This is a genomic window from Oceanobacillus alkalisoli (assembly GCF_021556485.1).
Classification (GTDB): domain Bacteria; phylum Bacillota; class Bacilli; order Bacillales; family Amphibacillaceae; genus Oceanobacillus; species Oceanobacillus alkalisoli.
Window position 1 is genome coordinate 378124 of sequence record NZ_JAKGBW010000001.1, and the last position, 20885, is coordinate 399008.

The window sequence follows — 20885 nt, forward strand, 5'->3', positions numbered from 1 at the left end:
ATAAGGTTTTTTATTTGAAGAATTCTTCTTAAATTAACGATTATTACGCCTTTAAACCATTTGTTAAAAATTTGTGTACTTCATCGGTTTGGTCGACTAAATCAAATTTCCGTTCCTTCATCACCCAATTCGTCACAACTTCATCAAGTGTGCCAAAAATCATTTGCCGAATAAGTGCTGGATTGATGTCACTACGGAATTGGTTTTCTTTCATCCCCTCCGCAATAACTTCATCAATAATGTTTAAGTATGCTTTTAACACATTGTTAATTTGTAATCTTAACGAATAATTTGATTGCCTTAACTCCAGCTGCGTAACGATGGCAAGATCAGGATTTTGTTCCAATTGACTAAAGTGCATCTCGATAAGAACTTTTAACTTCTTATTCGCGTCTGCTTGCTCACTCGTTGCCTTCGCAATCTTATCAATGAATTGCCCCATTTTTTCTTCAAACACAGAGACGAGCACATCTTCTTTATTCTTAAAGTACAAATAAATTGTTCCATCAGCTACTCCTGCTTCCTTTGCTATTTTCGATACTTGGGATGCATGGTAGCCATTTTCTGCAATTACTTTCACTGCAGCTTCGATAATCTGTTGATATTTTGGCTTATTACTCTTCATCTTCTTCTCCTTAGCATGTTTCATATCTTTACATTGTTGAGTAAAAAATAAAACGGAATTATGAATGACCATTCATTCATAATTCCATTTTATTCGTTTATCTGGTAACTGTCAATAATTTTACAAAGATCCTTTTAAATTATACTAGTTCACTTTGTTCGTCTTGTTGTTTAACCTCTTCATCAACTAGTTGTCTTCTGAGAATTTTACCGACAATTGTTTTAGGAAGTTCTTTGCGGAATTCATAACTACGAGGCACTTTAAAGGCGGCAAGATTATCACGACAGAACGTGTTCAATTCTTCTTCTGTCACTTGCTTCCCATCTTTAAAAACAATGAAGGCTTTAACCGTTTCTCCGCGGTACGGATCTGGAATTCCGACGACCGCACATTCCTGGATTGCTGGATGTTCATAGAGCACTTCTTCCACTTCACGTGGATATATATTATATCCTCCAGCTATAATCATATCCTTTTTCCTGTCGACAATATAAAAGTAACCGCTCTCATCCTCATACCCCATGTCACCTGTATAAAACCAGCCATCACGGAGGGAGTGAGCCGTTTCTTCTTCGTTTTTCCAATAACCAACCATTACTTGCGGGCCTTTAACAGCCAATTCACCAACTTCACCAATTTCTGCTTCTTCCTCTGTACCAGTTTTTATAACTTTAACATCGGTATCAGGCCACGGCAGACCGATACTTCCATTGATTCGGTTCCCCCAAATGGGGTTAGCGTGAGTGACGGGAGATGTTTCCGTTAATCCATACCCTTCAACCAATCTTCCACCAGTTAACTTTTCAAATTGTTCTTGCACTTCAATCGGCAATGGTGCAGACCCGCTCAGGCATGCTTTAATAGACGACAGATCATACTTTCCGATATCCGGATGATTGATTAACCCGATATAAATCGTTGGTGCGCCGGGAAATAAGGTGGGCTTTTGCTTATCAATCACTTTCAAGACATCTACTGGATTAAATTTTGGCATTAGAATGATTTTCGATGCTTGCTTCACTCCAAAGTTCATCACTGTTGTCATACCATACACATGGAAGAAGGGCAATACTGCAAGAACGATTTCTTCGCCTTGTTTTGTCTTATAAAGCCAAGCTTCACACATTTGTAAATTAGCTACTAAATTGTAATGGGTAAGCATAACTCCTTTTGGATAACCCGTTGTTCCTCCGGTATACTGAAGAAGAGCGAGATCTTCTTTCGGATTGACTTCAACTTTTTCATATTCCGCTTGTGCCGTTTTCATTATATTTTCCCATACATGCGTATCCCCGCTCTGTTCTACCTTTACGACCATATTATATTCACGTTTCTGGATAAATGGATAAAACAAATTTTTCGGAAATGGCAAATAGTCTTTGATACCGGTTACAATTTTATGTTCTACATTAGTTTTCTCTTGTACATTGCTTACTCGTGGCACAAGAATGTCTAGACAAATAATCACTTTTACATCAGAATCTGCTACTTGATATTCCAGTTCCCTTTCTGTATAAAGCGGGTTCGTCTGTACCACAATTCCCCCTGCCATTAGAATGCCATAATAACTTATGACAGCCTGCGGGCAATTCGGGAGCATAATTGCAACTCTATCACCTTTTTTTAATTTAAGGGACTGTAAATAATTCGCGAATTGCTTTGCTTGTGTATACAACTCTTGATAGGTCAACTCTTTCCCCATGAAATAAAGCGCTTTCTTTTCTGGGTAGCGAGAAGCACTTTCCGCGAGATAGGAATCTAACGGCTTCTCATCATATTGGATGCTGGGCGGTATTTCTTCCGGATAATGAGCATACCAATTTTTTGTTGCTTCCATTTTATCTCCTCCTTTTTCTCTATTATAATCATTATATCGATTAATTTCTATTTTTAGAAATTTTATTTATCTGAATCAGGATATTTTTTTAATTTACTTAAAAATATAATATAAACCGACAAGTAAAAATGCAATCGCTACACCAATTAAAATCTTTGCTAACCGTTCAAAAACCATTCCGCTTCCCCTTTCTATCCAATACTCGCACCTATGACAAACGCAATTCCGATGGAAAAGATCATCGATAACAATCCGACTGCCACATTTCCTTTCCCAATCTCTTCATCTACTTTGATTGTTGGTAAAAGAAATTCAAAAACAAAATAACCAGTTAATAACAGAACAAATCCGAATGTTCCCCAGCCGATCGTCTGCAGCAAGGAATCATTATGCTCGATGGAATAGCGGAAAATCGTAGCAATGCCAAAGATTTTCCCGCCTGTTGCCATTGCTACGGCAAGATTTCCCTTACGAATCTCTTCCCAGTTCTTATAGGATGTTACCAGTTCAAATACAGTTAGAAATATAAGCGTACATAATACAACAACACTATATCTTGCTGCTGTAATGACGATAATATTTTCCCAAAAACCATTCATACGGATATCCCCCCTTTTTTATTTAAGTTCCAAAACAGTGACCCCGCTGCCACCTTCACCACTGCCGCCGAAACGCGCAGATGATATTGCTGGATGTTGTTTAGCAAAATCTTGTACACCTGAACGAAGTGCGCCGGTTCCTTTCCCATGGATAATCGTTACTTTGCCGTAACCGGCAAGGAGAGCATCATCAACGTATTTCTCGAGACGATGAAGCGCATCTTCAAACCGTTCACCTCTAAGATCGAGTTCGGTCTTTACATGAGCATTGGAACCTCGGATGGTCGCTACGGTCCGTTCTGGATCTTGCTTCTGTCTCCCAACATATTGCAAGTCTTTTCTTTTTGCCTTTACTTTCATGATCCCAACTTGAACCATATATTCTTGCTCATTTAATTGTTCCAGCACGACACCTTGCTGATTGACCGTAAGCAATTTAATATCATCTCCTGGTGCCAACGGTCGATTCTCTTCCGATATTTCTTGTTTAGAGGAACTTGATTTACTGGTTAATTGCGGTTGTGCTTCTTCTAGCATTTTTCTTGCTTCTATCCACTCATGCTCCTTCAATCCAGCATTCATTTTCATATTACGGATTTCTTCTACAATGATTTCCGCTTCTTCCCTGGCTTGTTTTAATGCTTTCTCCGCTTTTTCTTCTGCTTTTCTATAAAGTTCTTCTTTTTTCCGCTCGAAAGTTTGCCACTCTTTTTCTATCTCGTCCCGCACTTTCTCACTTTCGAGTAAAATTCCGTGAGCTTCTTCATATTGCTTTTCCGCAGCAATTTGTGACTTTTCAAGTGATGCAATCATATTCTCAACACTTTTTGAATCGATGCCAACTAAGCTTTTCGCCTTATCAATCAATTCGTCTTGTAACCCAAGCCGTCTGGTAATTTCAAAAGCATTACTCCTGCCTGGGACTCCAATTAACAGACGATATGTCGGCTTTAATGATTCTACATCAAAATCAACCGATGCATTAATGACATGATCGCGGTTATAGCCATATGCTTTCAGTTCCGGATAATGTGTTGTTGCTATGACTCGTGCCCGGCGAGCAATCACTTCATCAAGCAATGCCATTGCAAGAGCCGCTCCTTCACTCGGGTCTGTGCCAGATCCTAATTCATCAAAAAGTACAAGTGACTTGTCATCCACCTCTTCCATGATTGTAACAATATTCTTCATATGAGAAGAGAACGTACTTAGATTTTGCTCAATCGATTGCTCATCACCAATATCGGCAAAAACGGTCTGAAATACGGCAAGCTCGCAATCGTCAAAAGCAGGAACTTGTAAGCCCGATTGGGCCATTAAGGTACAAAGGCCGACCATTTTTAATGTAACGGTCTTCCCTCCCGTGTTCGGTCCGGTGATAACGATTGCTGTATAATCTTTACCGAGCTCAATATCATTTGCAACAACTTGATCATCTGGAATAAGCGGATGACGGGCTTGCTTCATCTTAATGATCCCTTTATCATTCATCCTAGGTTTACTTGCTTTCATTCTGCTTGCAAGCTTTGCCCGGGCCGCGATGAAATCAATCGTAGCGAGAATTTCCAAATTGATGGCTATCCTTGGTTCAACCTCAGCGATTTGACTTGTAAGTTCGGTTAAAATTCGTTCAATTTCCTGTCTTTCATTTAGAAATGCTTGTTGCAATTTATTATTCAGATCGACAACTGCCCGAGGTTCCATAAACAAAGTCTGACCGGAAGATGATTGATCATGGACAATCCCTCCGACTTGCGCCCGGTATTCCTGTTTTACTGGTAATACATAGCGATCATTCCGAATCGTAACGATAGCATCCGAAAGCATCTTTGCATGTGATCTCGTATAACCTTCCAACTTTTCTCGGACACTCGCTTCAAATGTCCGTATCTGGGAACGGATACCTCTTAATTTACTTGATGCATTGTCAAGTACGTCTCCATTTTCATCAATGGCACGGCGGATTTCCCGTTCAATCTCGCGCATCGGATCAATATCTTCAGCGAATTGTTTCAGAATCGGAATTTCCTCTTCCAAATCTTCAAGGAAATTCTTCACCTGCCTTCCACCATACATCGTATTCGCCGTATCAAGACATTCCGCAGCAGATAAAATACTACCAATTACGCTGCGTTTCAAGCTTTCCCGGATATTACGGATTCCTCCAAATGGAATCACCTTATTGAGACGGTGAATTTGCGCCGCTTCGTCGGTTTCTTCTTGAAGCTGATTCACTTTGTCTAAATCCGTTTCAGGAGAAATTTGTGCAGCCTTCTCCTTACCAAGTGATGTTTCTGCTTGTTCCATTAATTGTTCAATTATTTTATCAAACTCGAGTACATGAAGTACACGTTCGTTCATTTACTTCACCTCTATTTATTTCGGTCTAAATAAGCCTTGAGCTCTGCCAATGGCAGGGTGTTCAATACCGTACTTTTTTGAATCCAACCGCGCTTAGCAGTTCGGACTCCGTATTCCATAAAATCGAGTGTTTCATAGCTATGGGCATCGGTATTAATTACCAGCTTTACTCCAGCTTCTTGAGCCATTTTTGCATGTGTTGCAGACAGATCGAGTCGGTTCGGGTTGGCATTGATTTCTAGAGCTGTATTTGTTTCTTTTGCCTTTTCTATCAGCTTTTCCATACCGACCCGGTAACCGTTCCGGCGTCCGAGTAATCTACCGGTCGGATGAGCGATCATATCGACATAAGGATTTTCAAGCGCATGATATAAGCGCTCCATAATTTTTTCCTCACTTTGGTTAAAGCTTGAATGGATGGACGCAATGACGAAGTCCAGTTCCTTTAAATAGGAGTCTTCAAAATCAAGACTTCCATCCGGTAAAATATCCATCTCCACCCCGGTGAAAATATGAATAGCTGGATATTTCTCATTTAATAGCATAATTTCCTCCCATTGTTTGCGGAGACGTTCCTCATTCAATCCATTCGCTACCCGCAAGAATTTAGAATGATCGGTGATTGCGATATATTCATAGTTCTTTTCGATTGCTTTTTGAACCATTTCTTCTAAGCTTTGCGCCCCATCACTCCAAGTTGTATGCATGTGTAAATCTCCACGCATATCCTGTTGTTCAATAAGCTCTTGGTTTTCTTTGAATTGTTCAAGTTCCGTCGTTCCTTCGCGTATTTCAGGCGGAATATACGGAAGACCAAAATGTTCATAAAAAGACGTTTCATCCGGGAAGGTGAGTATTTCGTTTGTCGCATCTACTTCAACTCCATACTCACTAATTTTCTCTCCGCGTGATTTCGCCAATTGCCGCATCGCTACATTATGTTCTTTTGAGCCCGTAAAATGATGAAGGGTTGTCGTAAACTCTTCATCCTTCACTAAACGGAAGTCAACATTGATATCATATTCCTCTTCCAAGGTGACAGACACTTTCGTATCCCCTTTAGCAATCACTTCTTTGATTGTTGGAAGCAACAATAATTCTTTCCTTACCTTCTCGGGTTCATCTGTTGAAATAATAAAATCAATGTCTCTGATTGTTTCTCGCATACGTCTTAAGCTACCCGCAATCGAGTAACGGGTAATCCAATCTATTTCATCCAAATGGTTTTCGATTCTTTCAGCAACTTGCAACATCACGGCAATTGAAAGGCGTTCCGGTCGTTTCCCTGCTTCGTCCAATGCTGTTAAAAGATTCTTCACAGTTTTAGCTCCAAAACCAGATAACTTTTCAACTTCACCATTCTCACATGCAGTTCGCAAGCTGTCTGCATCAACAACATTCAATTCTTTATAAACCCTTGAGAGTTTCTTTCCACCAAGACCTGGTAATTGGAGTAATGGAATCAGTCCTGCAGGAACCTCTTTCTGTAATACTTCAAGCTCCGTTGATTTCCCTTCAGTTATAAACTCGTTAATGACGGCACCCGTTCCTTTTCCAATCCCTTTTATTTTCGTCACATCGTCAATTTCCTCCAGCGATCTTTCATCGGATTCTAGTCCGCCGGCGGCCTTGCGATATGCAGCAATTTTAAACGGATTGTCACCTTTCAATTCTAAGTAAACAGCAATTTGTTCTAATAAACGAATTACATCTTTCTTATTTACGAGCAAAACATTCACCTGCTTTATAATAATCAATAAAAAAAGACCGATTCTGTATTGTTTACTACCTATTGTACATGTAATCCAGTAGCAATACTAATACGATGAACCGCTCTTATAAATAGACTTTCACTAATTCAAACAGTTTGTTAGAGAAATATGGAGTCTGCTCCAGTATGAGTAAAGCCAACGATGAATTGTTGATATATGACTGTACGCTTTCAATTGGTGTTAGGGCCAGCACATATAGAACAACAAATATAATTAAATAAATTTCCAAAAAGCCTAAAATCGCACCAAGTATTTTATTCACTGGCTTAATCAACGGTATCGCCGCTACGAAATCAAGCATGTTTGCAATAATTTGCAAGATTATTTTAACTGCAAAGAACAGGATTGCAAACGAAATGATATTATAAAATGCCATTTCAATCGGTAATCCCTGCAAAAATTCCGGCCAAATGTTATCGCTTAGTTCTTGATATGGAATCCAGAGTTCTAACCTGACTGCTACATCATCATAATACATCGCGGCAATGACAAATGCTGTAATGAAACCTATTAAATGAAAAAGCTGTAAGATAAATCCTCTATTCAGGCCAATAAACAGGCCAAACAGAAGTAATATAATTAAGATAAAATCAAACATATCCTATTTTTCCTCTTTCCTCGCAATTGAACCGACTAATTTTGCGTAGTCTTCCTTCAATTTCACATAATCATTCATCGCATTTACTGCTGTGAGTACCGCCAACCTTGTTGTATCTAAATGTGGATTATGTTCCTCGATTTCATTCATTTTCTGATCAACAAGACTCGCAACTAACTTCACATGACTGACTGGTTCACTACCTATAATTGTATATTTTCTATTATTTATCTCCACTATAGTTTTGCTTTTTTCATGTTCCGTCATGTTGATCCCTCCGCCAAAATCACTACCAATTATCATATCATTTTTTGTTTCTAAAAAGAAGTATTATAATTAATCCAACTTTTGCAGTCTGTACCCTCAGCCGTCCTGTGGCGCAATTAGTAACCCGACATTCCACTCCACATAAATTTCAAAACTTCCCCTACTTCTCAACTAACACCTTCATACAGCGTGAGTGTGCCAAACTTAGAAACTTTCTACTGGAGGTCCGCAGTCCAGACACCTCTCGCACCTGCTGAGCGGCTGGTGAGCCTCCTTGCAGGCAAGCCTGTTGCGGGGGCTCACCAAGCCTATCCTCCCACAGGAGTCTCGAGGTGTCTGGACTGCTACCAGGAAAGGCCAAATTTGAATCACTGTTTAATGTTCTGGAAAAAGTATACTCCTTATCGTGGCGGAATAATTTCTATTTAAAATAACCATCTTACCAGTTCAGTTGCTCGGTGGACGGTGACTCCTGCGGGAACAGCACGAGCCTGGAGACCCCTTAGTGCTGCCCGAGGAGGCTCTAGCAGTGCCTAAGGATGCGCATCCGTCCACCGGGCAACTGAACGGCGATTAGAGAGCGAACCATGAGAACGTGCAAAACACTTACGCTGTATGAAAATGTAAGTCGTTCGTTGGGATTTGTTGAGTAGTTAAGATGCAAAAGCGTTGTAGCTGATGATTCGTATCAGGTACAACGCTTTTCATTTTTTTAGGATCTTACATATCCGTTAAATTCATCAGCAATCGTTTTTACAATTTCTTGATAAGATGCTTCCACTTCTTCGTCTTTCAATGTTTTCTCAGGATCTTGATAAATGAGATGGTAAGCAATTGATTTTTTGCCTGCTTCCAAATGCTCCCCTTCATAAACATCAAATATAGCAACAGACTTCACTAAAGGTGCACCAATTTCTGCAATTCTTGCTTGGATGTTGCCTGCTAATACATCCTGATCTAAGATAAAGGCGATATCGCGCGCAATTGCCGGGTATTTTGGAATTTCTGCAAAGCTCGGTTCATTTTCATAATCGGCAAATACTGCATCTAAATTGATATCAAATACATAAGTTTCCTTCAAATCTAACCTTTTTGCAAGGAGTGGATGGAGTTGTCCCAGGAAACCGATGACCTGGTCATTTCGTTTAATAAGCGCTGTTCGGCCCGGGTGCATATCTTGGAGCTTTGTCTGTTCAAATTGTACAGATAGCTTCAACTGATCAAATAAACCTTCAACAATTCCTTTTACGACATAAAAGTCTACAGGTTTTACTTCACCTTGCCAAGGATGATCCACCCAGTTTCCAGTTAACGCTCCTGCTGCACGGAGTGTTTCTTCCGGTTGCTTCGTAATTTTCTCTTCCGTGGATACAAAGATTGATCCGATTTCGTAATAAGCAATATTTGCTTGGTTTCTTGCTTGGTTATAGGTTAAAGATTGAAGCAGTCCAGGCAGTAAACTTAGACGAAGATATTTATGCTCTTCACTCATCGGTCTAGCAAGTGCTACTGGAACCGGTGACTTTGCCATTATTTCCGGACTGCATAATCTCTCACTATTATGTTCATCCGTCAAGGAATAGGTTCTGTTTTCCATAAGCCCTACCCCTTCTAGGAAAGACTTAATATTACGCCTTAATTGCTGTTCCCGATTTAGCCCACCGACTTGGCCATCCCCTTCAGGTAATGTGTACGGCAAGTTATCATAACCGTAAATACGAGCGACCTCTTCCAGCATATCTTCAAAAATGGTGATATCTTGCCTTCTCGTAGGTACTTGAATGGTAAATGTTGAACCATCCTGTTCAAATTCGAATTGTAATCTACGTAAAATAGAAGCAATCTCTTCATCTTTAATAGCTGAACCAAGTCTTTCATTCACATGTCCAGTCTCAATCACAACTGTTTTCTCTGCGTAATCAAGCCCGTCATATTCACTTAAGCCTTGCAGAACATTACCATTCGCGTATTTCTCAAATAAATGACATGCCCGCTCACCAGCTTTTCTTACTCGATTCGGGTCGACCCCTTTTTCAAATCGAGTACTCGATTCACTGCGTAATCCTGTTTGCTTGACCGTTCGTCTTACTGTTGTGCCATCAAAGTAAGCAGCTTCAAGTAAAATGGTCGATGTCTCTTCTGTTACTTCCGAATCAAGTCCCCCCATTACGCCAGCAAGCGCAGTTGGTTCCATCCCATTTGTAATAACAAGATTTTCAGGCGTCAATTTGCGAGTCTGTCCATCAAGAGTTATAATTTCTTCCCCTTCATCCGCCCGCCTGATTAACACTTTATTAGATGCAAATCGATCATAATCAAACGCATGGAGCGGTTGACCGTATTCGAGCAAGACATAGTTCGTAATATCAACGACATTATTAATCGGGCGGATACCAGCTGCCAGTAAAGCGTTTTGCATCCAAAGTGGAGATGGCTTGATTACGACATCCTTAATGATGAATGCACCGTAATATTTATTTAAGTCTTGAGCAGCTACTTCTACCGATACATAATCTTCTGCTCGTTCACTTTCATTACTTTCAATTGTTTCATCCGGATAGGTCACTTGTTCATCAAGAATAGCTGCTACTTCATTCGCCATCCCGATCATGCTTAATGCATCTGCTCGGTTCGCAAGGATATCAAGCTCGAAGACAGCATCATTTAGATTGAGGAGATCCGTAACATTCTTACCGATTTCTGCATCATTCTGAAAAACATAAATTCCGTCTACAAACTCTTGAGGGATGAATTTTTCTTTTACTCCTAATTCCTGTAAGGAACAAATCATTCCATTTGATTCCACACCGCGTAATTTTACTTTTTTAATTTTAAAATTACCTGGTAATACTGCCCCGGGCTTCGCTACGACAACTTTTTGACCTGCAGCCACATTTGGTGCTCCACAAATGATTTGTAACGTTTCCGTTCCAACATCTACTTGACAAAGGTTTAATTTGTCGGCATTCGGATGCTGCTCACAAGTTAGGACCTGCCCGACGACAACATCGTTCACCTTTTCTCCGACATATTCAATACCTTCTACCTCAATACCGGATTTTGTAATTCGCTCTGCAAGTTCTTCTGGAGAAATATCTCCTAAATCAACATAATTATTTAACCAGTTATAGGATACGTACACTGCTTTTTTCCTCCCTATGCGTGATGATACTGTTTTAAGAATCGAATATCGTTCGTATAGAAGCTACGAATATCGTTTACGCCATATTTCAACATTGCAATCCGTTCCGGCCCCATTCCAAAAGCAAAGCCGCTGTATATTTTCGGATCATATCCACCCATTTCGAGTACTTTCGGATGAACCATGCCACCACCTAAGATTTCAATCCAGCCTGTACCTTTACATACGCTGCACCCTTCGCCATTACAAACTTTACAGGAAATGTCCATTTCCACGGATGGTTCTGTGAATGGAAAATAACTCGGGCGCAGACGAATTTCACGATCTTCTCCAAACATCTGCTTAGCAAATTTATCTAATGTACCTTTCAAATCACTCATCCGCACATTTTTATCGACAAGCAGCCCTTCAATCTGTGTAAATTGATGGGAGTGTGTCGCATCATCGCTGTCCCGACGGTATACTTTTCCTGGGCAGATCATTTTGAATGGCCGTTCACCATTATAAGCTTCCATTGTCCGTGCCTGGACTGGAGATGTATGCGTACGCAATAACAGCTCATTTGTAATATAAAATGAATCCTGCATATCACGGGCCGGGTGATCTTTCGGTAAATTAAGCGCTTCGAAGTTATAGTAGTCTGTTTCGACTTCCGGACCTTCCTTAATCTCATAACCCATGCCAATAAATAAGTCCTCAATTTCCTCTACAATACTTGTTAGGAGATGTGGCCCACCGACATTGACTTTACGCCCTGGCAATGTCACATCAATCGCTTCTGTCTCTAGCTGTTCATGGAGTGCGATTTCTTCAAGTTCAGCCGATTTCTCTTCGATTGCGCCAGTGATGATATTACGTACTTTATTTGCCATCTCCCCAATAACCGGACGTTCTTCCGGGGAAAGCTTCCCCATTCCCTTTAGAACCTTTGTAATCGAACCTTTTTTCCCTAAATAAGCGACTCGAATATCTTGAAGGCTGTTCATTTCTTCAGCATCTTCAATTTTCGCTAAAGCTTCTTGCTGTATTGTCTCCAATTGCTCCTTCATACGGAATCCTCCTTAAAATACATTTAAACAAAATAAAAAAGCCCCATCCCGATAAAGGGACGAGGCTATTATTTCGCGGTACCACCCTTGTTGACAATAAAGTATATTGTCCAACTCAATCTTGATAACGGATTATAAAATCCGGGTACACCTTTACTTGTATACAACAAGGTCCAAGTGCCTGCTCCAGAGTGAAATGGTCTTATCCCAGCAATAGAAATGTTTTCAGTCTCAGACATTTCCTCCCTGCATTCCTGTCATGGATAATACTTAGCTCTTTCAACGCATTACATCTTCATTTATCTATACAATCCATTTATACTTCACTTCATACATTATAGATAATTTCCTCTGAGCTTGCAAGCCTATTCTTTCAGATGGTACATGAGAATACCCGCAGCAATACTTACATTTAATGACTCTGCTTTACCATAAATCGGAATTTTCACCCGCTTATCTGCTTGCTGAAGTAAATCTCGCTGCACACCTGCGCCTTCATTTCCCAGTATCAGTCCAACCTTCTCGGGTGTCTTAACCTCATGGTAATAAGTCGCATCTTCCAGAGCAGTTGCCCATATTTCATAGCCTCTTTCTCTCAACGAAGGTATTTCTTCTTTCAAATCAGCTTCGTATACCGGGATGTGGAAGAGTGATCCCTGGGTCGCTCGGATAACTTTATCATTGTATAAATCAACTGTTCCCTCACCTAATATGACAGCGTCTATCCCCGCAGCATCTGCCGTACGGATAATCGTCCCTAAATTACCGGGGTCCTGTATCGCGTCAAGCATAACAAGCTGATTACCAGTTATGACGGTTACCGGCTGCATTTTAATAATTGCTGCTACTCCTTGTGGTGTTGTTGTCTGGGAAATGTGGGTAAACACCTGATTTGAAACACGTTCTACAGGAAGATTGGCACTCCAAGCAGGAATTGAAACATTTTCCTCTGCAATGATTTCTACTATTTTCTGACCACTCTTCCAAGCTTCTTCGACAAGATGCGATCCTTCGATGAGAAACATTTGCTGTTCCTTTCTACCCTTTCGTTTATGAAGCTTTCTCCAAGCTTTAACTTTTCCGTTCGTTAATGATGTAATCAACGTCTTCATCCTTATCGTGTTCTTTTTTCTTATCATACATATTTAGGAACCATTTGGTCAAACTAATTTCATGAATCGAAGAACGAAGGAGGTAAACAGAATGGATTTAAATTTACGGAAAGCAATTCTTAGTAATATTTCAACAAACGATCAATCCCAACTGGAAGCAACGATTGTAGATGCAATTCAAAATGGTGAAGAAAAAATGCTCCCAGGACTAGGTGTGCTGTTTGAGCTGATCTGGCAACAATCTGACCAAACAATGAAACAGGACATGGTAGAATCTCTAGAGTCTGGTGTAAAACAAGCTACTACAAGCTCTTAAAGGTGCTTTTCCCTACTATCTTTCCGATAATCTTGTTAAACTTGAAGTATTCAAAATTGAAAGGGGTTATATGATGTATCGGAAAGTAGATGATTTTCTCCAAGATTGGCAAGATGCAAGTTCAGAGACATTGCGAGTACTTGAAGCGATGACAGATGAAAAGTTAGACCAAGCGATTATAGAAGGACACAACACATTAAGATGGTTAGGTTGGCATTTGGCAACCGCCCCTGCTTATTTTGCCGGACTGTTGGGATTGGAGCTGAGCAATGCGGGAGATGCAGGAAAACTACCTAGCACAGCTAAAGAAATCGCGGAAGGATACCAATCAGTAAGCAAGGAACTAGCTGAAAAAGTATCAAAAGAATTCTCTGATAAACATTTGACTGAAAAAGTGGATCAACATGGAAGACCAACTGCCGGAGGTGCGATTCTTCGTACATTAATTGATCACCAAACGCATCATCGCGGACAAATCACTGTACTCCTCCGCCAAGCTGGACTTAATGTTCCTGGAGTCATGGGACCGACAAAGGAAGATTTGGAAAAATAATGAACAATTTGGGGCATAATGGTGCAAACAAGCATCTTATGTCCCTTTTAAGCATTGAATTCTTGGCGGAATCCTAGTAAGATAAGTAATAGAGAAAGTAGGGATTATATTGGAAATCAGAGACTTACAACAGTTCATACAGCTGCAAGCTATGCAAACCATGACCTCACCAAATACACACTCCAGTTCATCTTTTGCAGAACTTACCTTCAACCAATTACTGCAGGAAAAGATCAATCAAGCAAGAGAAATGACACCTCCCGTTTTATCAAGTACAGTATCCGCCCCTTACCAGCAATCGGTCAATTTGACTCAACTGATTCGTCAGGCGGACACTCTTTCTTCATCGAAGCCAACTGCTTTTGACAGCTACATTGAGGAAGCGAGCCGAAAATACAATATCGATAACCAGCTGATTCGAAGTGTCATTCAAGCAGAATCGAGCTTTAACCCTAATGCTACAAGTACTGCCGGCGCTCAAGGTCTTATGCAATTAATGCCCGGTACTGCAAGAGGCCTAGGTGTCGCTAACTCCTTTGATCCGAGGGAAAATATTTTAGGTGGTACAAAATATCTAAGACAGATGCTTGACCGTTATAACGAAAACATGGAACTCGCTCTTGCTGCGTATAACGCAGGCCCGGGAAATGTCGATAAACACGGTGGCATTCCTCCATTTCATGAAACAAGGAATTATGTAACAAAAGTGATGAACAATTACTTAGTTTAAATTAAAAACACAAGGTGTGCTCGAGACACCTTGTGTTTTCTGTTATTAAGCAAGAATTAATTCCTTCACTTTATCCTTATCAAGTTGTTTAATGACTTCAACAATCAATTTCACTGCATTTTCGAAGTCATCCCGATGTAATATTGCTGCATGAGAATGAATATAACGAGTTGCAATTGTTATAGATAAGGCAGGTACTCCATTTGCTGTTAAGTGAATAGAACCGGAATCTGTTCCACCGCCAGCAATCGATGTATACTGATATGGAATTCCTTGTTCATCCGCTGTTTTCACAACTAAATCACGCAAGCCTTTATGGGATACCATCGAAGCATCGTAAAGAACGATCTGTGGGCCATCCCCTAATTTACTGTCTGCTTCATGAGCAGAGATTCCCGGTGTGTCACCTGCAATTCCAACATCTACACCAAAGCCGATATCGGGCTCGATTTGGTTAGCAGATGTTTTTGCCCCACGAAGACCAACTTCTTCTTGAATCGTTCCAACGCCATAAACGATGTTCGGGTGATCTACACCTTGAAGCTGCTTCAATACATCAATTGCAATAGCGAGACCAATACGGTTGTCCCAAGCTTTCGCCATCAGCATCTTTTCATTTTTCAATTGGGTGAACTCGAAATATGGAACAATAGATTGACCTGGAAGAACACCGAATGACTCTGCTTCTTTTTTACTTGATGCTCCGATATCGATAAACATGTCTTTGATTTCGTACGGCTTCTTACGCGCTTCGGCCGAGAGCACGTGTGGTGGTTTGGAACCGATGACACCTGTGACATTCCCAATGGATCCCATAATCGTTACACGCTGGGCAAGCATGACCTGGTTCCACCAGCCTCCAACCGTTTGGAAATAAATAAATCCTTTATCATCGATACGTGTCACCATAAAGCCAATTTCATCTAAATGACCAGCAACCATAATTTTCGGTCCATTTTCGTTTCCTACCTTTTTCGCGATAGAGCTGCCTAGATTATCCGTCGTCACTTCATCTGCATAAGGGGAAATATACTTTTCAAAAACATCTCTAACTTCCCTTTCATTTCCCGGAATGCCGTTTGCATCTGTTAAGTCTTTCAACATTGTTAACGTTTCGTCTAATTTTGCCATTGTTTAATATCTCTCCTTTACATCTGAATGAATTTCATAATTACCAAAGTTGGCTTTCCCATCACCATATGTAGTTGGGAACGAACCAACCCAACTACATATGGTGATGGTGATGTATTAAATACGTATTATGAAATTCATTAATCTAGTTAAAGTATAAACTTATTATATCAAAGATAAGAAACTATGCTTAAGAGATGTCTTTTAATATCCTTGATCTTGTCGTTCATAGTTAATTTCATTTTTCTCCAGGTAGGCATTATAAATATCCTCTTCGTTAAATCCAAGTACTTTTCCTAAATGTATAAATTCCTTGAACAGGTGTATGTATCCTTCTTCTGATGGATTCTGATTAAAGCCTGCAGCTACGATAAAGACATGATTAAATTGTTTCGTCTGTTGATTTTCTGTCCCAGCTGCCTTTTCGCCATTATACCTATACCCTTTCTCTAAACCAATTGATAAAAGGAAATGAATCCCGTCCACATATTCCGCAAGAATAACGTCTCTTTCGCTTGGTTTCTTCTTACTCCAAAACTTAAAACAGCGGGTTTCATTTGCAAGCTCCCCAAGCTCTACAAGAAAGGCCAAATGCCGTTCATTGTATAAATCTTTCCCTTCGAGTTCATGATTATTAGCAATATAGCTGTCCAATTCCTGCTGCATATTATAAAGCTTTTCCCAATTCAATTCACTGCACCTCATTTTATCTTAAGTTTTTTTTAAAAAAGTGAAACCTTTCCTCGCTTCCTTTCGTACTTGAATTATATAACAAGTAAGGAGACGATTACACATGCTTGTACTATTATTCCGCATTCTTATTCTGCTTGCAATTATTCTCCTTGTTTATACTTGGATTGAATACTTAAGAAGTTCGGATAGAAAAATACGGATTGCTAAAGAGCTAAAACAATTTTACCTTGTTGATGAACCAAAGAACAGTAAAAAGAATTTACGTTTCGTATATAAAGGTTGTACATTTGTCGGGGAAAAGTATGTTGGGATTGCAGAGGATTCCTTTGAGGTAACAAATCTCCATATCAGCGTCTGCCAACCAATAGAATTGAAAGGTATTACCCGGGAAGATCTATACTTTTTAGAAAGTGAATTATTAATACGTTACCCGTATGCGAAAATCGAATGGAAACACCCGATCAGCGACCTTGTATTAACGCCCTTAGAATAGAAAATGGAACGAAGCACACATCAAGCTTTTGATGTGTGCTTCGTCTGTTCAATGGAGAAAAAATCCTGCCATTTGATGATGATTTCTTTCCTGCGCAATAAATAAAAAAAGATGAGCAGAATGACCATTAATCCAGTGATTGTATATGGGGATAAAGTAGAAATGCTTCCTCCAATTGAAGTGTAAATGAAGGCAAGTGGAATGTTTGTAAGAACTGAGGTCTTTGTGTAGTCTCTAAAACTGGATGAAATTTCAATCAGACAGAGAGATATTAAATGAAAATGGATAAAGGGGACTAATCGAAGTAACAGAATCTGAGACTTTGTTAGCTCTTTGTTGTCTCCAAACAGTCGCTGTTTCACCCGAAGGATTCGATCCATTGCATTCGGCATCTTCGTATAAATTCCATAAAATAAGATGCTGGATAAAGTGACACCCACTAAAGAATACAAGCCACCTGCAAGCGGGCCGAAAAAGATTCCACCGGAGATACAGATAAAAACGACAGGAATAAAGAATAATGGCCGGAGTAAATGAAAACAAATAAATAGGACTGGTGCAAACAAGCCGCCAAGCTCAACATAGGTGAGAAGATCCGCTCCTAATGCCTCCATGCTCCTCCTCCTTCATAATTCGCTTTACTGTTTATTATATGTAAGACAATGAGTCGATTATGACATGCTCGAGAAGAGATAGATGAAAGCAGCAGCATTCCAGATGATCAGTACCGGGATTCCGACGGTAAACGATGTATGCTTTGTTTTATGGCGAAACAGCTGCATGCCGGCATATGTACCGAGCGCTCCCCCTAAAAAAGATAACAAGAAAAAAGTCCTTTCGGGAATACGGAACTGTTCCCTGATCGCCTTCTGTTTATCAATCCTCATCAGAAAAAACGTAAAAATATTTACAACTAGTATATAAACTAACACAGAATCATACATAAAAAAACTCCTTTTGCTATTATGTTAATGAATTTCATAATACGTATTTAATGCTTCACCATCACCATATGTAGTTGAGTTGGTTCGTTCCCAACTACATATGGTGATGGAAAAGCCGACTTTGGTAATTATGAAATTCATTCATGTTGTAATTTTATCATAAACCTAGCTTCTTTGGGGTAATTTCTGTTGGAAGTCCCCGGGTGAGATCTTTTTTATTTTCCATACTGAACTATATAAGCTGTAGCTGTATTATGGATTTTATCAAAGGTTGTTCTAGCGTTTATGATTTGGTAGGCGGACGTGCTATGAGACATAATAAATTTTGAATCTATGAAACTGTCTCATTGGAAAGTCCTATTAGACAAAATCAAGCCTTAATACAAGAAATTATCTCATTGGAGAGTTCTACCAGACAAGCGAACCTAAATATCCAATAGGTAAATTCTACCCTATAAGGAAATGAATAAACTAACATAAATTTCACTGTTATAGAAGTTAAGGACTTAATTTCAACATATATAAAAAGGTCAAATTCCGCCTGAATCGGAATTTGACCTTTTTATTATTTGCTTAAAGCTTCTTTAGCTTTATCCGTTAATTGTGTAAATGCTTGTGCATCGTTTACCGCTAGCTCAGAAAGCATCTTACGGTTAATATCAACACCAGCTAATTTCAAGCCATGCATTAACTTGCTATATGAAAGATCGTTCATACGAGCAGCAGCGTTAATACGTGCGATCCATAACTTACGGAAATCACGTTTCTTCTGTCTACGGTCACGATATGCATACTGACCTGATTTCATTACCTGTTGTTTTGCTACTTTAAATAATTTACTTTTTGAACCATAATATCCTTTAGCTAATCTAAGGACGCGTTTACGACGTTTGCGTGTTACTGTTCCACCTTTTACACGTGCCATTTTAAATTCCCTCCTAGTACAATTCTAATCCAAGTTTAATTCTGTCTCTCCATGACTTAAGGAATCATGGAATCGATGCGTCTTTGGTCCCCGCGAGAGACGGTCGCACCTTTACGAAGTTTACGTTTTTGTTTCTGTGATTTGTTAGCAAATAAGTGACTCGTATATGCGTGAGATCTTTTCAGTTTTCCAGTTCCAGTTCTTTTAAAACGTTTTTGAGACCCTCTGTGGGTTTTCATTTTTGGCATCCGAATTTCCTCCTAAAGTAAAATTAAGCAGTGTTTCTTATTAGAAACCTTGGTATTCGCCAAATCTTTACGGCGAACGCCTAAGTTGCCCTTATGCAGTAAGAAAAGATTTATACTTATCTTTCTGCATAAGAAAATAACGTATCTTATTTTTCAGTTGATGGCGCAACCATCATAAACATATTACGCCCTTCCATCTTAGGCTTCTGTTCAATGGTTGCAATATCTTTTACTTCTTCAGCAAAGCGGTCAAGGACATCACGGCCAAGCCCTTTATGAGTAATAGCTCTTCCGCGGAAGCGCACAGCTACTTTCACCTTGTCGCCCTTTTCCAAGAATTTCCGAGCATTTTTCAGTTTCGTTTCAAAGTCATGATCGCCAATTCCTGGTGTAAGCCGTACTTCTTTCACGTTAATAACTCGCTGTTTTTTCCGTGCTTCTTTTTCTTTCTTCTGCATTTCAAAGCGGTATTTTCCGTAATCCATAATACGAGCAACTGGCGGTTTTGCATTAGGTGCCACTAATACTAAATCCAAATTTCTCGTCTGAGCAATTTGCATAGCTTCCTTATGCGATTTCACACCAAGCTGTTCACCATTGGAATCGATTAGACGTACTTCCCTTGCGCGGATTCTTTCATTTACATTCAAATTCTCTTTGCTAATCTCAAGCCACCTCCGAATATTTTGTTGCTGATCTTTTTAGACAATCTATTTACTCACATAAAAAAAGTGTCGGTACGAACTGCACCCACACGTTTCCCTGTCAATTAATCATTAATATCTTGAGAGAAACCAGTCAACTGCTCTAATCGCGTCGATCAGGTGAGAAGCGGGTGCTTCTGCTTGTCTTCAGATCATATAAATTTCATTCAACTATTAAATTATAGCATGCCTGACTCTTTGCGTCAAGCATTTTCTATTTTTCAGTAGTCTTGTATACGTTACTCAGCAAAACTGCTTTCCTATAATAGCACAGTTACACAATAGAAGCAAATCTTTTTTCACCACTTTGAACTGTTCGCAGATTTCCTATATACTACAAATGGTTAGTATAAAGCGAGGTGTGAATATGGAAGCGTTTAATTGGAAATTTTTTATTCTCGCAATATTAGTAGTCTTTATGTTTATAGCAGTTGGGTTTGCTATTGCATTACGGAGTGTTTCGTTGATTGTTCTCTTCATCTTACTTGGATTCGGTTTGATGGGATATGGACTTGTTCTCAAGAAAAGGCAGAAGAGGCTGGGACAAAACCCCAGTAAATAGAAAATCGCTTCGCGCAAAAAGCGTGAAGCGATTTTCTATTTACTCTTATTTTACTCAACAAAAAGGACACCTTTTGATAAAATTAAAGTTACCACAACAATAATTCATCACAAAAGAGGTGTCCTTATGTTTAAACATTATAACATGAATCAAGTTGTTTTGCCGCTAGATTTAGAAATGAAACTACAAGAAAATGATATTGCCTTTGCGATTCACGATTTAGT

General features: G+C 39.6%; 22 protein-coding genes and 2 other annotated features. Of the genes, 5 read left to right on the top strand and 17 right to left on the bottom strand.

Translation table 11 applies throughout. The annotated features are described in order from the left end of the window. Positions 1-43 precede the first annotated feature (43 nt). The 10 genes from fadR to LZD48_RS02105 all read right to left on the bottom strand — a co-directional run bounded on the left by fadR (position 44) and on the right by LZD48_RS02105 (position 13353). A complete protein-coding gene (fadR, locus tag LZD48_RS02060) occupies positions 44-625 on the bottom strand; it encodes a fatty acid metabolism transcriptional regulator FadR (RefSeq protein ID WP_235761057.1) in 582 nt (193 codons plus the stop codon). 139 nt (positions 626-764) lie between these two features. Further along, positions 765-2462 (bottom strand): long-chain-fatty-acid--CoA ligase, encoded by a 1698-nt coding sequence (locus LZD48_RS02065; protein WP_235761058.1) that lies wholly within the window; start codon positions 2460-2462, stop codon positions 765-767. A gap of 191 nt (positions 2463-2653) precedes the next feature. Beyond that, positions 2654-3061 carry a DUF350 domain-containing protein gene (locus LZD48_RS02070; RefSeq protein WP_188857044.1) on the bottom strand — a complete coding sequence of 136 codons (408 nt, stop codon included), beginning with the start codon at positions 3059-3061 and terminating at the stop codon, positions 2654-2656. 18 nt (positions 3062-3079) lie between these two features. Continuing rightward, a complete protein-coding gene (locus LZD48_RS02075; protein ID WP_235761059.1) occupies positions 3080-5422 on the bottom strand; it encodes an endonuclease MutS2 in 2343 nt (780 codons plus the stop codon). 11 nt (positions 5423-5433) lie between these two features. Continuing rightward, positions 5434-7152, bottom strand: a complete 1719-nt coding sequence (gene polX / locus LZD48_RS02080) for a DNA polymerase/3'-5' exonuclease PolX (protein ID WP_235761060.1) — start codon at positions 7150-7152, stop codon at positions 5434-5436. Between the two features lie 106 nt (positions 7153-7258). After that, the gene (locus LZD48_RS02085) at positions 7259-7792 is read right to left on the bottom strand and encodes a CvpA family protein (RefSeq protein WP_235761061.1); all 534 of its coding nucleotides are present in this window, start codon (positions 7790-7792) and stop codon (positions 7259-7261) included. 3 nt (positions 7793-7795) lie between these two features. Beyond that, complete coding sequence (zapA, locus tag LZD48_RS02090) at positions 7796-8059, bottom strand: cell division protein ZapA (protein ID WP_235761062.1); 264 nt, start codon at positions 8057-8059, stop codon at positions 7796-7798. A gap of 712 nt (positions 8060-8771) precedes the next feature. Beyond that, the gene (gene pheT / locus LZD48_RS02095; RefSeq protein ID WP_235761063.1) at positions 8772-11201 is read right to left on the bottom strand and encodes a phenylalanine--tRNA ligase subunit beta; all 2430 of its coding nucleotides are present in this window, start codon (positions 11199-11201) and stop codon (positions 8772-8774) included. Between the two features lie 14 nt (positions 11202-11215). Beyond that, on the bottom strand, positions 11216-12250 hold the full coding sequence (gene pheS / locus LZD48_RS02100; RefSeq protein WP_235761064.1) for a phenylalanine--tRNA ligase subunit alpha: 1035 nt from the start codon (positions 12248-12250) through the stop codon (positions 11216-11218). Positions 12251-12302: 52 nt separating this feature from the next. After that, positions 12303-12542: a binding site (T-box leader), on the bottom strand. Positions 12543-12615: 73 nt separating this feature from the next. Beyond that, on the bottom strand, positions 12616-13353 hold the full coding sequence (locus LZD48_RS02105) for a TrmH family RNA methyltransferase (RefSeq protein WP_235761065.1): 738 nt from the start codon (positions 13351-13353) through the stop codon (positions 12616-12618). 100 nt (positions 13354-13453) lie between these two features. Between LZD48_RS02105 and sspI the strand changes: the two genes are divergently transcribed. The 3 genes from sspI to LZD48_RS02120 all read left to right on the top strand — a co-directional run bounded on the left by sspI (position 13454) and on the right by LZD48_RS02120 (position 14961). Continuing rightward, on the top strand, positions 13454-13678 hold the full coding sequence (gene sspI / locus LZD48_RS02110; RefSeq protein WP_235761066.1) for a small acid-soluble spore protein SspI: 225 nt from the start codon (positions 13454-13456) through the stop codon (positions 13676-13678). 73 nt (positions 13679-13751) lie between these two features. Beyond that, positions 13752-14231 (top strand): DinB family protein, encoded by a 480-nt coding sequence (locus LZD48_RS02115; protein WP_235761067.1) that lies wholly within the window; start codon positions 13752-13754, stop codon positions 14229-14231. Positions 14232-14340: 109 nt separating this feature from the next. Continuing rightward, the gene (locus LZD48_RS02120; protein ID WP_235761068.1) at positions 14341-14961 is read left to right on the top strand and encodes a lytic transglycosylase domain-containing protein; all 621 of its coding nucleotides are present in this window, start codon (positions 14341-14343) and stop codon (positions 14959-14961) included. 45 nt (positions 14962-15006) lie between these two features. Here LZD48_RS02120 and LZD48_RS02125 read toward each other — a convergent pair whose 3' ends face one another. Together LZD48_RS02125 and LZD48_RS02130 are read right to left on the bottom strand one after the other, a co-directional pair. Further along, positions 15007-16092, bottom strand: a complete 1086-nt coding sequence (locus LZD48_RS02125; RefSeq protein WP_235761069.1) for a M42 family metallopeptidase — start codon at positions 16090-16092, stop codon at positions 15007-15009. 204 nt (positions 16093-16296) lie between these two features. Next, positions 16297-16782 carry a dUTP diphosphatase gene (locus tag LZD48_RS02130; protein WP_235761070.1) on the bottom strand — a complete coding sequence of 162 codons (486 nt, stop codon included), beginning with the start codon at positions 16780-16782 and terminating at the stop codon, positions 16297-16299. A gap of 103 nt (positions 16783-16885) precedes the next feature. On the opposite strand from LZD48_RS02130, the gene LZD48_RS02135 reads away from it, so the two are divergent. Continuing rightward, complete coding sequence (locus LZD48_RS02135) at positions 16886-17278, top strand: sigma-w pathway protein ysdB (RefSeq protein ID WP_235761071.1); 393 nt, start codon at positions 16886-16888, stop codon at positions 17276-17278. A 20-nt stretch (positions 17279-17298) separates the two neighbouring features. On the opposite strand, the gene LZD48_RS02140 is transcribed toward LZD48_RS02135, so the two are convergent. The 5 genes from LZD48_RS02140 to infC form a co-directional block, all read right to left on the bottom strand. After that, entirely contained in the window at positions 17299-17892 is a 594-nt protein-coding gene (locus tag LZD48_RS02140) for a TVP38/TMEM64 family protein (protein ID WP_235761072.1), read from the bottom strand. Between the two features lie 57 nt (positions 17893-17949). Next, positions 17950-18222: a DUF1294 domain-containing protein gene (locus LZD48_RS02145; protein WP_235761073.1), complete on the bottom strand. Its 273-nt coding sequence runs from the start codon at positions 18220-18222 to the stop codon at positions 17950-17952. 565 nt (positions 18223-18787) lie between these two features. Further along, complete coding sequence (gene rplT / locus LZD48_RS02150) at positions 18788-19147, bottom strand: 50S ribosomal protein L20 (protein WP_235761074.1); 360 nt, start codon at positions 19145-19147, stop codon at positions 18788-18790. Positions 19148-19203: 56 nt separating this feature from the next. Continuing rightward, positions 19204-19395 carry a 50S ribosomal protein L35 gene (gene rpmI, locus LZD48_RS02155; protein WP_235761075.1) on the bottom strand — a complete coding sequence of 64 codons (192 nt, stop codon included), beginning with the start codon at positions 19393-19395 and terminating at the stop codon, positions 19204-19206. Positions 19396-19541: 146 nt separating this feature from the next. Next, the gene (gene infC / locus LZD48_RS02160; protein WP_235761076.1) at positions 19542-20045 is read right to left on the bottom strand and encodes a translation initiation factor IF-3; all 504 of its coding nucleotides are present in this window, start codon (positions 20043-20045) and stop codon (positions 19542-19544) included. A gap of 69 nt (positions 20046-20114) precedes the next feature. After that, positions 20115-20248, bottom strand: a sequence feature (ribosomal protein L20 leader region). A 218-nt stretch (positions 20249-20466) separates the two neighbouring features. Here infC and LZD48_RS02165 point away from each other — a divergent pair. Next, entirely contained in the window at positions 20467-20661 is a 195-nt protein-coding gene (locus LZD48_RS02165) for a DUF5325 family protein (protein WP_235761077.1), read from the top strand. Positions 20662-20885: the final 224 nt, after the last annotated feature.